Raw genomic sequence first — 13,907 nt, 5'->3', positions numbered from 1 at the left:
GCAACGCAGCTCCCATATAAGTGAAAGGAGTTGTAAGAATATGTATTTAGTGATTACAGAAAAACCAAGCGTAGCCAGATCCATTGCGGATGTGTTCGGCGCACAGAAACGTGAAGACGGATATCTGGAAGGAAAGGATTGTATCGTCAGCTGGTGTCTTGGACATCTTGCTGAATATGTGGCTCCGGATGCTTATGACGAGAAATTCAGCAGATGGAACTATGAGGATCTGCCCATTATTCCACAGGAGTGGAAACTGGCAGTGTCAAAGGACAAGAAGGATCAGTTCTATGTGTTGAAGAAACTACTGAATCGTCCGGATATCGACTATGTAGTAAATGCCTGTGATGCAGGACGGGAAGGCGAATTGATCTTCAAGAGAGTCTATGATCTTTCCCGGAGCAGAAAACCGGTAAAAAGACTGTGGATCAGTTCCATGGAAGATGAAGCCATCCGCGAGGGATTTTCTCAAATGAAAGATGCGTCTGCATATGGAAACCTTGCCGATGCTGCTGTATGCAGAGCTCAGGCAGACTGGCTGGTAGGAATGAACGCAACCAGAGCTTATACCAGTAAATATTATAAGAAGCTGACTGTGGGGCGTGTCCAGACACCGACGCTTGCCATGCTGGTAGACAGGGACAGAGCTGTTTCCTCATTCCAAAAGGAAAAGTATTTCAATGTGGAACTGGATCTGGATGGTCTGCAGGTAGAAAGGCAGAAAATCTTTGATGAAAAGGAAGCAGAAAAACTGAGAGTTCTTTGCCAGGGAAGCGATGCTGTTGTGGAAGAAATACGTTCAACAGATAAGACTGTAAGACCACCGAAGCTTTATGATCTGACTACTTTGCAGAGGGAAGCGAACCGACATTATGGTATGACTGCCCAGCAGACGTTAAATGCAGCACAGTCTCTGTATGAGCAGAAACTGATCACCTATCCGAGAACTGACAGCCAGTATCTGACGGAGGATATGGAGACAACTGCAGAAAATGTGATTCGGAGAATTCATGAAAAGTATCAGCTGACAGGTCCCTTTGACCAGCCGGAAAAGCCGAATATCAGGCTTGTCCTGAATAACCGGAAGGTATCCGATCATCATGCAATTATTCCCACTGTGGAATTGACAGATTATGATCTGTCACAGTTAAAGGATTGGGAACAGAAGGTATTGTTCCTCATCTGTGTCCGTATGGTGGAAGCCACTGAAAAAGATCATATTTTCACAGAAACCGATATTACCGTGAAGTGCCAGAACGAGCTGTTTTCTGCAAAAAAGAAAGCGGTAAAGCAGATGGGATGGAAGCTTTATGAAGAGTGTTTCAAGAACAAAGATGGGCTGGCTATGGAAAATCCCGAAAATGTGGAAACAGACCGGTTTTCTGATCTGACTCCCGGACAGATCTTTTACAATGTGGCAGCTGATAAATCGGAGCATTTCACTTCCCCACCGAAACAGTACAGCGAAGATACACTGCTTGCAGCTATGGAGACTGCCGGGAATAAGGAGTTTGATGAGGATACGGAGAAAAAGGGACTGGGTACTCCTGCAACCAGAGCGGGAATCATTGAAAAACTGGTACATTCCCAGTATGCCGTCCGTAAGGGAAAACAGATCATTCCTACAGAAGATGGAAAGGTTCTGATTGAGATTCTGCCTGACTTTTTGAAATCAGCCAGCATGACTGCGGAATGGGAAAATCAGCTTCTGGATATGGAGAAAGGTAAGATCACTCCGGATACCTTTATGACAGGGATCAAAAATATGATCACCATGATGCTGAATGGATGTGACACGATTCCGGAGGAAGAAACCAGAAGATTTCAGACAAGGGAAAGCATTGGAACTTGTCCGGTATGCGGAAGTCTGGTGTATGAAGGGAAAAAGAACTTCTACTGCAGTAACAGAGAATGTCATTTTGCACTCTGGAAGGAAACAAAATATCTGGAGCGGATGCAGAAAACTATCGATAAACGCATGGCTGCCGAGCTTTTAAAAAGTGGAAAAGTCCGGGTAAAGGATCTTTATTCTGCCAAGAAAAATATGTATTTTGAAGCAGATCTGATCATGGATGCCAGTGAAGATCGTGTGAATTTTTCTCTGGAATTTCCGAGTAAAAAGCCTTCTGGAAAAGGCAAGAAGAAATAGAAAATGAAATCAGGAAAGGATGAAGAATATGGAATTTGAAAAATTTGTAGAAAACGTAAAAGAAACAATCAAAGATTATCTTCCGATGGAGTATGAAAATGCCATTGTTGATCTCTATCCCCATGAAAAACTGAATGAAAGTTATCTGGGAATGACAGTAAGAAACGAAAACCAGAATATTTCACCGACAATCAATCTGAATATGTTCTATGAACAGTTACAAAGGGGGCAATTTAATCTGGATCAGATTATGGAACAGATGGCAGAGGTGGTACAGATGACCCCGATGTCTGTTCATATGGGACTTTTCACAGATTATGATTTTGCAAAACACAATCTGTTTATCAGAGTATCCGATGCGGATCGAAATCAGGAAATGTTGTCTAATGTACCGCATACAAGAGTGGAAAATCTGGCGATTACTTATCATGTGTTAATTGAGTCCGGAGCAGGAGGAATTGCATCTTCGATTGTGAACAATGATATGATGAAACTTTTTGGTGTTTCAAAAGAACAGCTTCATATTGACGCACTGAATAGCAGTCCCAGATTATTTCCTGCACATATAGATTCATTGAATACAATGATGGAGAACATGGCAAGACGTGACATGCGGGCTGCCGGTGTGCCGGAACAGGAGATTGAAATGATGATTAAAGAGATGTCTCAGGATATGGCAGTTCCACTTACTATTGTTACGAATGAACAGACGATGGATGGTGCTGCAGTTCTCTTTTATCCTGGATATATGGATCTGATCGGAGAACAATTAAAGGGTGATTATTATATATTACCTTCTTCCGTACATGAAATGCTGGTTCTTCCCGATGATGGAGGGATGACTTCTCACGAGTTAAAAGCCATGGTAGTGGCTGTAAATAACACAGAGGTACAACCGGCAGAAAAGCTGGCAGATGAAGTGTATCACTATGATACCAGAGATAAGATTTTTGAAAAGGCAACAGCTTTTGAGGAACGCCAGAAAGCAAAGGGAAAGGAACAGACAATGCCTGACAAGAAAGAACCCAATAAGTCTCAGCCGGTACATAAGCCGAAGCACAAAGCAAATGATATGTCACTTTAAAAATATGTGTATAAGAAAGCCCCGCTGGAACCAAAACCGGCGGGGCTTTGGAAAGGAGTTCAAATGAACAGAGAAAACAATTTTGAAGCAGTTCCGTCAGCTACTATCCCACTCCCTGTCGCAGGAAAGGATATGAATAGTATCCTGAAATCTCTGGAAACAGGTGTAGAGAATATCTTTACCGGTGACAAATATGCCCAGTATCTGCAAACGATGTCCAAATTTCATCGGTATTCGTTTAATAATACCCTTTTGATTGCGATGCAGAGACCGGATGCAACACTTGTTACCGGATACCGAAACTGGCAGTCAATGGGCAGACAGGTAAAAAAAGGGGAAAAAGGAATCACAATCCTCGCTCCTGCCCCGATCAAGAGAAAAAGGGAACAGGAAATTCTGGATCAAAATAACAAGCCACTTCTTGACGGGAATGGAAAACCAAAGACAGAGGAAGTTGAAATGCTCATCCCGCGTTTTAAGCCAACGACCGTTTTCGACATCAGTCAGACGGATGGAGAGCCCATTGAAACACTGGCTCCTGAGGAATTAACGGAGGCGGTTGCTGATTATGAGTTGTTTATGAAAGCAATCACAGAGGTCTCTCCTGTTCCGATCCGATTCGATGAGATCGAAGGCGAAGCAAAAGGATATTATCATTCGGTCGATAAAGAGATCGTAATTCAAAAGGGGATGAGCGACAGCCAAACCATTAAAACAGCAATCCATGAAACCGGACATGCAAGACTTCATGATAAGGATCTGATGGCAGAACAGGGCATTGAAAAGGACCGGCTGACCAAAGAAGTAGAAGCTGAATCTGTCGCTTATTGTGTCTGCTCTGCCTTTGGTGTAGATACTTCCGAATACAGTTTCCCGTATATCGCCGGATGGAGCAGCGGGCGTGATATGAAAGAATTAAAAATATCTATGGACACGATCAGAAAGACTGCAGGAGAAATGATCGACGAATTATCCGAGAAACTGCAGGAACTGTTCACAGAGAAAAAGCAACTGCTGGAATCAGAACAGAAAGAAAAACTGATACCGGCAATGGAAGCTGCCGGATATCATTTTGATGAGCTTGAAAGTTCAGATGGAAATCTTCGTTTTCTGCCGGATGGAACCCATGAAATTGGCGGTGCGTGGATTGCAGATTCCTGGAATGATGTACAAGAATGGCTGGAGGGCGTTGTCCTGGAAGATCCTGATACAGCAGAGCGGGTGGAACGTGTACTGCATCCGGAACGATTTGAAAAAACTTCGGAAGAATTGATGTTTGATGGAGAAGAACGTTTTGCCATTTATCAGATTAACCATGAATCAAAAGCAATGGAATATCAGTTTATGGGAATGGATTTTGTAAAATCCCAGGGAATGGAAGTAACTGCCGGGGATTATCAGTGTGTGTACTCCGGAATTCTTCAGCCATCGGATAACCTGGACACTCTCTACAGTGTATTTAACCAGAACCATCCGGCTGATTTCAGAGGGCATTCCATGTCAGTCAGTGATGTAGTCATTACAAATCGAAATGGTGATCTCCGGGCTTTCTATGTTGACAGCTTTGGTTTTACGGAACTGCCGGATTTTGTTAAACAGAGACAGGAAATGATCGGAATAGAAAATACTACTCTTCCACTGCATCCGGATGAGGATAAATCTCGCATCAGTTTCTATGTGGCAGAATGTTCCGAATTTCCGGTCCTTGGAGAATTTTATCAGGATCTGACTCTGGAACAGGCTTTTGATATTTTTGATCAGATACCGGGCGGCCGGATAAATGGAATAAAAAGCATTGGTTTCAACCTGGAAGATGGCAGTGATTATGCGGGAATGTTTGATCTGTATGTAGGAAACTCGTTACAGAAAGAAATCATCAACTCTATTCCTGGATATCGGGATAACAAGCTGGTGCAGAAAGCATTGTCAGATGCAGAGAAAATCATTGAAAAAAGGCAGAACGAGAGGGCAAAAACAGAAAGTAAAATGCCGGAAGAAAGACAGAAAACGGAAAGACAGATAACAAAATCACAGCACAGAAGGGAGGCGATGAGTTTATGAAACCAGTAAAATTTGAAGAAAATGAATTGATGGTAATGGCGATCTTTGCCGAAAAGACCAGACAGGATACCGTAGAGACATTAAAGGAAACACTGGATGTTCTGGAAGAAACCAAAGAAGATGTGTCCGATGAAGAAATGATTGAAATTGTATCCTCTCTGATTGAGAAACTGCAGCAGATTGAAGATAAGTATTACTACACACTAGATCTGGATTCATATCTCTTGGCATCGGAGGATGATGAGTATGAAGATTAATCAATTTGCCCTTTATCGTGTCAATAAGATGACTGCCGGACGGAAACTATGGCATCTGTCCTACAACGAGGTCCGGGAAAAGAATTTTGCTGTTCGTGTGGAATTTTACCGGCATATGATGGTCGGTGAAATGAAGCCGGATGAGACTGCTAATGATATCTGGAAACAGATCCGGAATAAAACAGAAGTCAGTGATATCCTGGTGCTTAACCATGAAGGAGAGATCTCCTGCTTTTATCTGAGTGATGACCATCCCAGAAGAATCAGTGGATTCATCAGTATGGGTACAACAGGAAGTGTTCTGTCCGTGGATACCAGAGATTATAAAATCGATGGCTATTCCGGAAACTGGAGAGTGACAGACTATATCATTATCGACGGAAAACAGTTTTATCTTCTGGAGCATCAGGAATTCCGGGAACAGGCTGCGAGGATTATTCTCGACAGTTACGGAAAATATGTGGCAGAAACCGGAATCGGAGGTTTTGATGAAACTGCCAAGCAGAAGATCCGTGAACATATTCATCCTGAGGATAAGTATCCAGAAAGGATGAAACAGCTGCAGATAAAGATGGAACTATATCAGAAATATTTCCAGAATGGGATGTATGAACGAAGCCATGAATCCGGAACGGAAGCCAATTATGATATGGTAGATGGTCAGGTCAATAACCAGAAAAAGGCTGCCGAAAAAGTGCAGAAACCAGTAGCGAATCGTCCTAAGAAAAGGACTTCTGTGATCAGGAAGCTTCATGAAAAACAGATTGCTATTGCTAAAAGGTCCGGGAAGCCGGTGCCAAGGTATCTGGAACAGCAGATGGTACAGGAACGAAGCAGGAAATAGTAAGAAGATATGAAGTATACACTGTCTTTATCCGAATAAATGAAAGGTCTGGGGAAGATTAGTTCTCTCTGGATCTTTTTTTATACTCCAAAATAACGGTTATCTTGGTTGTCAGGATTTTTGTACAGCTATTTGTTGTAAACTGATAACATCAAATAAAACTGAAACAAAATTGAAGAAAGTGAGGTACTCGATGATGAAAGGATATTACACAGATAACGGTTATATGGGTTACATCAATGGAAGCTACAGATTATTTGCAGATGAATCTGATTACAGAGAGTGCCTGGAAGATTAAGTCGCCGCCTAAGCGACCACACGAAAAAACAAAAGTTATAAGATAATACCAGGAGCAGAAGGAGGAAGTATGATGTTTGGGTTTGATAAGATGTTTGATTTCAATGGTGATGGAAAACTGGACAACTGGGAACGAGCAGCACAGTTTCAGTTTATGGAAGAGATGTTAAGCGAAGATAGTCGCTCTTCTGATTACGACGATTGTGATGTTTTCGGCGATGCAGGCCTTGATTATGATGAACTGGAAATGATGGATCCGGATGAAAGAAGAGGAGCTCTTGAAGATGCAGGACTGGATCCGGATGAATACGATTTTTAAAGGGGGAAAATACGATGGCAAAGATTTATTTTACATTGACAGGAACCAAATATTATTACGGTAAAGATTTTCTAAAGCCAGGAATAATTTTACAGCTAAAGAAAGAACCTGACAACAAATATGATAAAGAAGCAATCGTTGTCAGGATGGAAGGCCTTGGTGATATTGGTCATGTAGCAAATAGTACTCATACTGTAATCGGTGAAAGCATGAGTGCCGGAAGAATTTATGACAAGATCGGTGACACGGCAAAGGCAAAGGTTGTGATGGTAACAGAGTATGGAACTATTTGCAAGATCTGTAAGAAGAGTCTGATAGATCATAAGAACAAGAAAGTTGAGGAAGATGTTAATGAATAAAGCTATTCAGATAGGAAAATGAGAGATACATTATGCAATACAGATACATTCCGAATTGATATAGTGGCTGAGATTGTTTGTATGATCTCAGCTAATGTTGTATTTGGATACAAAGAACATATATTCTAATGCGATATATAAATAAAAGAAGTTTATAAACTCTAAGTTTGTTGCCTCTAAGTTTGTTGAGTTTGTTCCGTTTTACAATTTTTAAATTTTCAAGGTACTTAAATATTGCGAAAACAATAATTTAAATATTGCGAAAACAATAATTTATATTGCAATCACAATATTTTTGTGGTAAAATACAAGATTTTTTGTTCCCTTAAAGCGATAATTTTGATATAATTTACATTAATATGATTTTCAGGTTGTTAGTACTTATTGTAAGGAGATATCAAAAAATGGCTGTATGTTATAAAAAATTATGGAAGTTGTTAATAGATAAAGATTTAAAGAAAAAAGATCTCTGTGCAATGGCAGGAATCAGTTCGGCTTCTGTAACAAAAATGGGGAAAGGTGGAACTGTGAATACAGTTGTCATTGAAAAAATATGTACAGCATTAAATTGTGATGTTGGCGACATTATGGAAATCATAAACGATACTAAGGATATAAAGGGGAATTCCAGACATGCCACTGACATATATTGATATCTTTGCGGGTGCCGGAGGATTATCGGAAGGATTTGTCAGAAATGGCCATATTCCGGTTGCTCATGTTGAAATGAAGAAAGAGGCTTGCCTCACTTTGAAAACACGAAATTGTTATTACTATCTCAAAAATAATGATAGATTGGAAGACTATAACAGATATTTGAGAAATGAAATAACAAGAGAAGAATTATATGGAATGGTGCCACATGAGATTCTTGATACTGTTATTCAGGAAACGATGAATGAGAATGGAATGCCAGCTTTATTTGATACAATTGATGCTTTGATGGACGTTCAGAATGTTGAAAATATCGATGTATTGGTTGGAGGACCACCGTGTCAGGCATATTCTTTAGTTGGTCGTGCGCGTAGCGAAAACAACATGGAAGGTGATGCACGAAATTTTCTGTACCAGTTATATGCAGATGTATTGGAACGTTATCATCCGAGAATGTTTGTCTTTGAAAATGTCCTTGGTCTAAAGAGTGCCAATAACGGTGGATACCTTGCAGATATGACTGAGAGATTCCGTCAAGCTGGTTATGATTTGGATATGCGAGTTCTTACTGCAAGTAATTATGGAGTCCTTCAGAATAGAAAACGAGTTATTTTGATTGGGAAACAGCATGAGGAAGGTGTTCAGTTTGAGTATCCTGTTATTCCGGAAGTAGGAGATGTATTTAATGAGTATGTGGTGGACGATCTTTTGGCAGATCTTCCTGCATTACAGCCTGGCCAAGTAAATAACCACTATGCTCATGATAGGACAGATTATCTGCGTGAATCAGGAATCCGATCAGAAGAAGATATCCTGACATGGCATGAAGCAAGGCCTACCAGAGAACAAGACAGAGAAATTTATAGACACGTAATTAATGCCTGGTATCAAAATGATGAGAGGCGAAGACTGAGGTATACAGATCTTCCGGAAGATTTATGTACGCATAAGAACCGAACTGCTTTTCTGGATAGATTTAAAGTGGTTGCTGGAAACATTCATACTTCACAAACAATGGTTGCGCATATTTCAAAGGATGGCCATTATTTTATTCATCCTAATTTAGAACAGGCCCGTTCGTTGTCTGTCAGAGAAGCAGCCAGAATACAGTCATTTCCAGATAACTATTACTTTGAAGGTGGAAGAACTGCAGCTCTTCTTCAGATTGGAAATGCCGTTCCGCCACTTATGGCTAGCGCAATTGCAACTGCAGTGGCAGATACATTAGAGGGAGAAAACCATGGCTAATAAAACAATGGAACAGTTTTATACGGATTTTCTTGAAGAAATACAAATGTCAGTAGATGCTGATTTGAGCGGTTGGAATATTGAAGATTTCTTTACTTCAATAATGCTTGAATATCTCGAAGAGGCAGGGGAAGCTGACGATTATATTATGTGTCCGTTCAGGGGATATGGTCTACAATTAAATGCGTATTCATTAACTGAGGATTATGAAAACCTAACAATATACGTAAGTATTTATAATGATAATGATAAACCAAAGTCAATTGGGCAACAGGATATTGATGCTGCAATAAAAAGAGCTATTCAGTTATACCAAAAAGCAGTGAATGATTTATACACATCCTTTCAGAAAGATAATGATACTTATGAATTCGCAATTTCGTTACATGATCATAAGGATGATATTAAAACTGTTCGAATCTGTGCGTTGACAAATGGCTTAGTTAAGCCCATTGATTTTAAAAATATAAGTATAGGAAATTCGGAAGTATCATTTTCGATTTGGGATATTGATAGACTTTACAGATGTGTTATGTCTGGAAAGATGAGAGAGACTATAGAAATTGATTTCCAGGATAAATTTAACCTGACAATACCATGTATTGAAAATGCAACGAGTGACAAATATAGTGTATACCTTGCAATTATCAGTGGTGAACTTCTGGCCGGGTTATATGATGAATTCAGAGATCGACTTCTGGAAAAGAATGTAAGATCATTCCTTCAGGTTAAAGGAGCTGTCAATAAAGGTATTCGCGATACATTGAGAGATGAGCCAGATATGTTTCTGGCTTACAATAATGGTATTTCTGTCACTGCAGAAAGTGTTGAAATTGTGCGTGATGAAAACGGGAAACCGTCAATCAAGAGTATACGCGATATGCAGATTGTTAATGGTGGACAGACAACTGCTTCAATTTTCAATGCACATAAAGATAAAAAAGTAAACGCTGATTTAAGTAAGGTATTTGTGCAAATGAAGATTTCGGTTATTAATTCATCAGATGATATGGATGATATAGTGCCAAGAATTTCAGCATTTTCAAATACCCAGAATAAAGTTCAGGTAGCAGATTTCTCTGCAAATGATCCTTATCATCGTAGAATTGAGGAGTTATCCAGAACTATTTGGGCGCCTGCTCAGGGAGGATTATTGCCGCAGAATTGGTTTTATGAAAGAGCTCGTGGACAGTATGCTGATATGCTTGCGCGAGAATCTACAACTCTACGTAGAAAAAAATACAAGGAACAGCATCCGCTTTTTACAAAGACCGATCTTGCAAAATATGAAAATACCTGGGATCAGCTTCCGTTCTATGTTAGTGAAGGTGCTCAGAAAAACTTTCGCAGATTTACCATTCGTGTAAGTCAGCGAAAAGGGAAATTACCTGATGAGCAATATTATCATAATCTGATAGCAAAGGCGATTATGTTTCGTCGCACAGAGAAGTTAGTATCTCAACAACAATATGGTGGATATAGAGCTAATATTGTAACATATACACTTGCTTTTCTGTCATATAAAACTGCTCAGAGAATTGATTTGGAAAGAATATGGAAAGAGCAAGCGCTAACAGAAGCATTGGAAAAAGAAATTGTCGAAGTTTCAAGATTTATCCAGCAAACAATTGTCAACCCTCCAGGTGGAGCAAACGTTGGTGAATGGTGTAAAAAAGAAAAATGTTGGAAAGAAATCAGAGAACACGAATATGAAATCAGCAAAGAACTCGCTGATGAATTGATTTCTGTAGAAAAAGCAAAAAAGGAACAGGTGACTGATAGCTCGATTGAGTTGACAGAAAATGATCAGTCAATTATTGATGAGGCTGCATCTATTCCTGCAACAACATGGTTTGAATTGTCACGCTGGGCAAAAGAAACGCAGAATTTTGCTCCGTGGCAAAGGAGTATTGTATTTTCTGTCGGAACATTAATTGGGCGAGAAAAGAAACCAAGTATTAAGCAATCGATACAGGCTCTTAAAGTTTATAAAGGAGCATTAGAGAAAGGTTTTAATCCGGAGAACTAATAACTGGAGGTTCTTATGATAGCATGGAATGATTATCTGGAAAAATTAATATCTGTACCTGATGAAATGGACGAGATAACTTTGTCCTTTGATGGAGGAAATACGAATATATCTATTCCGGCTATTGTTAAAAGCAGCATCCTGATGTTGGATAAAATGGTCCAGTACCAGGGAAAAAGGCATGTGTTGGTATTCCCTGAACGGGAAAAAACTGCACTTATTTTTGCTTTAATAAGAGCTATTCATAATATTAAGACAGGAAAAATCGAAAAAAAATATTCTGTTGAGGAATTTGTTCCCGGAGATAAATTAAAAATTGGTAATGCAGTGGTTGAATTCCTGGGTATATCTGAAATGAATGATAAGAGATATATGCATATTCACATGTCAGATACAGACAGATATTCATTTCCGGTTGCTACAGCACCAATTTTTCAAAAAACAGATACCAAAAGACCGTTGAGTGGATGGAATAAATTTTATAAGGAAAGAAAGGCTTTAGAGAAAAATAATCAACTTATCTCAGAAACAGGATCATATCTTAGCAGATTGATACAATATAAGACACACATGTCAGCGTCTGTATATTATGTTAGTGCTGTAAAGGGCATTAAAGAGCAATTGGCAGATATGAGATTTTGTAATGAAAAACTTAGTCATTATATTTTATTGGGACAAACGAATTATGAAGGTGAAATTATAAATCTGGGAAGTGGGCAAATGGCCGGAATCCCGGCGGTTGTCTTTTCTTCTGATTTGTATGCGGTAAATGCAGCTATAGAAAATGGAAATCCTATTCAATCGCTCATTGTAGATATTTCCAATATGAACCTGATTCTGTCGCAGCTTGATGTTTTAGATGATATTCTGGCAACGGGTGTTCCTGTTATATTTGTTACAGATACATCAAATTCGTTAGATTTAGGGGAATTGTTAAATAGAAAATTCAACATATGGAGATGGGATAAAGGAAGTATCACAAAAGCTTTATATTCAGACCAGAAAACAGAGACTGAAATAACAATTGAACATTGTGCAAAGCAGAATTTGCATTATGTCAAGATGGATGGAAACGAAATAAGTGAATCTGCCAGAATTTTGGCTAAATACCGTAGAAGGACTCAGGAGCAGTCTGTTCAGATAATGGATATGTACGGCAAGTTGAGCAACATTTCCTTTAGTGTCATGCGTGAAACCGTCCCGATTTCAGATATTGAGATTCAAACAGCCAGTCATATTCTGAATGAGTGTCAAAGTCTACTCGATCATGAGAAGACCTATATTTCTTCTGAAGAATACGACGATTATAACAGGGTTATCAAAAATTACAGGAGAATATTCAAATATGGATATGTGCTAAATAAACATAAAGCACTACAAGATACGATTGAAGTGAACAAAGGTAAAAGGATTTGTCTTGTAATTCCGGAAAGAGGAAATAAAGATAAAACTGAAAATTTCTGGAAAAATGAACTTAAAGATAAGAACATACAATTAGAAGTTTTTTATCCGTCTGAATATTATGCAGTGTCAAATACTAAATATGATGTAACGATTATTGTTGGATGGCTGAAAAGAGCAATTATGCGAAAACTGATTTTCAGTTACCATACAACTTCATATATTGTTCTTCTGTATGATTATGAAAACAGATGGAAAAATCACGATGTAAAGAACTGGAAATATGCACTAAAAAATTCCGATAATAAAAAAACAATTGAAAACTCTTTTAGTTCTGCAAATGTTTCGGTATCTTCATCCAGATATATCAGTGAAGATGATGAGGATATTTCTGATGAAGAAATTGCGATTGAAGATGAACAGGAAGAAATTGATACCATTTTAAGAAATAACAAGTTTCGAAGATATGTAAAATCCGGTCAGAAATCATGTAATGAAATTGTCGATGCCGTGCCAGTAAACTTTGTTGGTGGATACATTGCATTTTATCAGATGGGACATGAGGTGGTCTCTGCTACAAATATAATTATGCAGGAATCTGAAAGGATCGATACGGTCACGCCTGATAAACTTAGGAATGGGGATTTTGTTATTGTAAGAGAAACCGATAAGGATATTATTCGTGAAATGGCAGATTTGATTTTGGAGAGCAGCGGGAAAAGTTCTTTGAGGGAACTTGCAAGAAAGTGGAAAGAAGTTATAGAAATAGAACTGCTTTTTACTACACCAAAACAGTTTTATGAAAGTCTGGTTGAGGCTGGTTTTTCGAAGGGATATCCGACTGTAAAGAGATGGATTGAAGATGACAATGTTATTGCTCCGGGACAAATAGAGGATCTTGAGTATATAGCAAAAGTAACTCAAAATCAGGTTTTGTCAGAATTGATGGAGGAAATTTTTGAAGCTGCAAGGGTTGTAAGATCTGCACATATTCAAGCTGGAAGAACCTTATCGGATATGTTAAAGGTTAAGCTGGCAGAAGAATTACAAAGATATGGAAAGATTGATCCATTCAATTTCTGGGAACCAATCGAAATAAACGTCGATGGTATTGGAACTGCGAAGATATTGAAAATAATAGACGTTGGTTCTATAGTTCCGGTTGATTCATCAGATACAAACAGATTAATTGAGGAATGAGGTAC

General features: G+C 38.9%; 11 protein-coding genes. All 11 read left to right on the top strand.

Annotated elements, in window-relative coordinates; all coding sequences use genetic code 11:
• Positions 1-40 precede the first annotated feature (40 nt).
• The 11 genes from FYJ25_RS07380 (at position 41) to FYJ25_RS07330 (ending at position 13,902) form a co-directional block, all read left to right on the top strand.
• Positions 41-2,149 (top strand): DNA topoisomerase 3, encoded by a 2,109-nt coding sequence (locus FYJ25_RS07380; protein ID WP_154580934.1) that lies wholly within the window; start codon positions 41-43, stop codon positions 2,147-2,149.
• Between the two features lie 28 nt (positions 2,150-2,177).
• The gene (locus FYJ25_RS07375; protein WP_154580933.1) at positions 2,178-3,233 is read left to right on the top strand and encodes a DUF5688 family protein; all 1,056 of its coding nucleotides are present in this window, start codon (positions 2,178-2,180) and stop codon (positions 3,231-3,233) included.
• A gap of 63 nt (positions 3,234-3,296) precedes the next feature.
• On the top strand, positions 3,297-5,294 hold the full coding sequence (locus FYJ25_RS07370) for a YodL domain-containing protein (RefSeq protein ID WP_154580932.1): 1,998 nt from the start codon (positions 3,297-3,299) through the stop codon (positions 5,292-5,294).
• Positions 5,291-5,551, top strand: a complete 261-nt coding sequence (locus FYJ25_RS07365; RefSeq protein ID WP_154580931.1) for a transposon-transfer assisting family protein — start codon at positions 5,291-5,293, stop codon at positions 5,549-5,551. Before FYJ25_RS07370 ends, FYJ25_RS07365 begins: the two co-directional genes overlap by 4 nt.
• Positions 5,541-6,395, top strand: coding sequence for a DUF4316 domain-containing protein (locus FYJ25_RS07360; protein WP_154580930.1), 855 nt, complete (start codon positions 5,541-5,543; stop codon positions 6,393-6,395). The genes FYJ25_RS07365 and FYJ25_RS07360 overlap by 11 nt, the downstream gene beginning before the upstream one ends.
• Before the next feature lie 367 nt (positions 6,396-6,762).
• Positions 6,763-7,011, top strand: a complete 249-nt coding sequence (locus tag FYJ25_RS07355; protein WP_243145708.1) for a hypothetical protein — start codon at positions 6,763-6,765, stop codon at positions 7,009-7,011.
• A 14-nt stretch (positions 7,012-7,025) separates the two neighbouring features.
• Positions 7,026-7,370: an HIRAN domain-containing protein gene (locus FYJ25_RS07350; protein WP_154580929.1), complete on the top strand. Its 345-nt coding sequence runs from the start codon at positions 7,026-7,028 to the stop codon at positions 7,368-7,370.
• Between the two features lie 404 nt (positions 7,371-7,774).
• Entirely contained in the window at positions 7,775-8,023 is a 249-nt protein-coding gene (locus tag FYJ25_RS07345) for a helix-turn-helix domain-containing protein (RefSeq protein WP_154580928.1), read from the top strand.
• Complete coding sequence (locus FYJ25_RS07340; protein ID WP_154580927.1) at positions 8,004-9,272, top strand: DNA cytosine methyltransferase; 1,269 nt, start codon at positions 8,004-8,006, stop codon at positions 9,270-9,272. The genes FYJ25_RS07345 and FYJ25_RS07340 overlap by 20 nt, the downstream gene beginning before the upstream one ends.
• On the top strand, positions 9,265-11,301 hold the full coding sequence (locus FYJ25_RS07335) for an AIPR family protein (protein ID WP_154580926.1): 2,037 nt from the start codon (positions 9,265-9,267) through the stop codon (positions 11,299-11,301). Before FYJ25_RS07340 ends, FYJ25_RS07335 begins: the two co-directional genes overlap by 8 nt.
• Before the next feature lie 15 nt (positions 11,302-11,316).
• Positions 11,317-13,902, top strand: coding sequence for a DrmE family protein (locus FYJ25_RS07330; RefSeq protein ID WP_154580925.1), 2,586 nt, complete (start codon positions 11,317-11,319; stop codon positions 13,900-13,902).
• The last annotated feature ends 5 nt before the right edge of the window (positions 13,903-13,907 follow it).

The organism is Anaerobutyricum soehngenii, assembly GCF_009697165.1.
Classification (GTDB): Bacteria; Bacillota; Clostridia; order Lachnospirales; family Lachnospiraceae; genus Anaerobutyricum; species Anaerobutyricum soehngenii.
This window is presented reverse-complemented; position numbering and strand designations above follow the sequence as displayed.

Coding starts and splice junctions, on each gene's coding strand:
- FYJ25_RS07380 (WP_154580934.1), top strand. CDS start 41: ATGTATTTAGTGATTACAGAAAAACCAAGCGTAGCCAGATCCATTGCG.
- FYJ25_RS07375 (WP_154580933.1), top strand. CDS start 2,178: ATGGAATTTGAAAAATTTGTAGAAAACGTAAAAGAAACAATCAAAGAT.
- FYJ25_RS07370 (WP_154580932.1), top strand. CDS start 3,297: ATGAACAGAGAAAACAATTTTGAAGCAGTTCCGTCAGCTACTATCCCA.
- FYJ25_RS07365 (WP_154580931.1), top strand. CDS start 5,291: ATGAAACCAGTAAAATTTGAAGAAAATGAATTGATGGTAATGGCGATC.
- FYJ25_RS07360 (WP_154580930.1), top strand. CDS start 5,541: ATGAAGATTAATCAATTTGCCCTTTATCGTGTCAATAAGATGACTGCC.
- FYJ25_RS07355 (WP_243145708.1), top strand. CDS start 6,763: ATGATGTTTGGGTTTGATAAGATGTTTGATTTCAATGGTGATGGAAAA.
- FYJ25_RS07350 (WP_154580929.1), top strand. CDS start 7,026: ATGGCAAAGATTTATTTTACATTGACAGGAACCAAATATTATTACGGT.
- FYJ25_RS07345 (WP_154580928.1), top strand. CDS start 7,775: ATGGCTGTATGTTATAAAAAATTATGGAAGTTGTTAATAGATAAAGAT.
- FYJ25_RS07340 (WP_154580927.1), top strand. CDS start 8,004: ATGCCACTGACATATATTGATATCTTTGCGGGTGCCGGAGGATTATCG.
- FYJ25_RS07335 (WP_154580926.1), top strand. CDS start 9,265: ATGGCTAATAAAACAATGGAACAGTTTTATACGGATTTTCTTGAAGAA.
- FYJ25_RS07330 (WP_154580925.1), top strand. CDS start 11,317: ATGATAGCATGGAATGATTATCTGGAAAAATTAATATCTGTACCTGAT.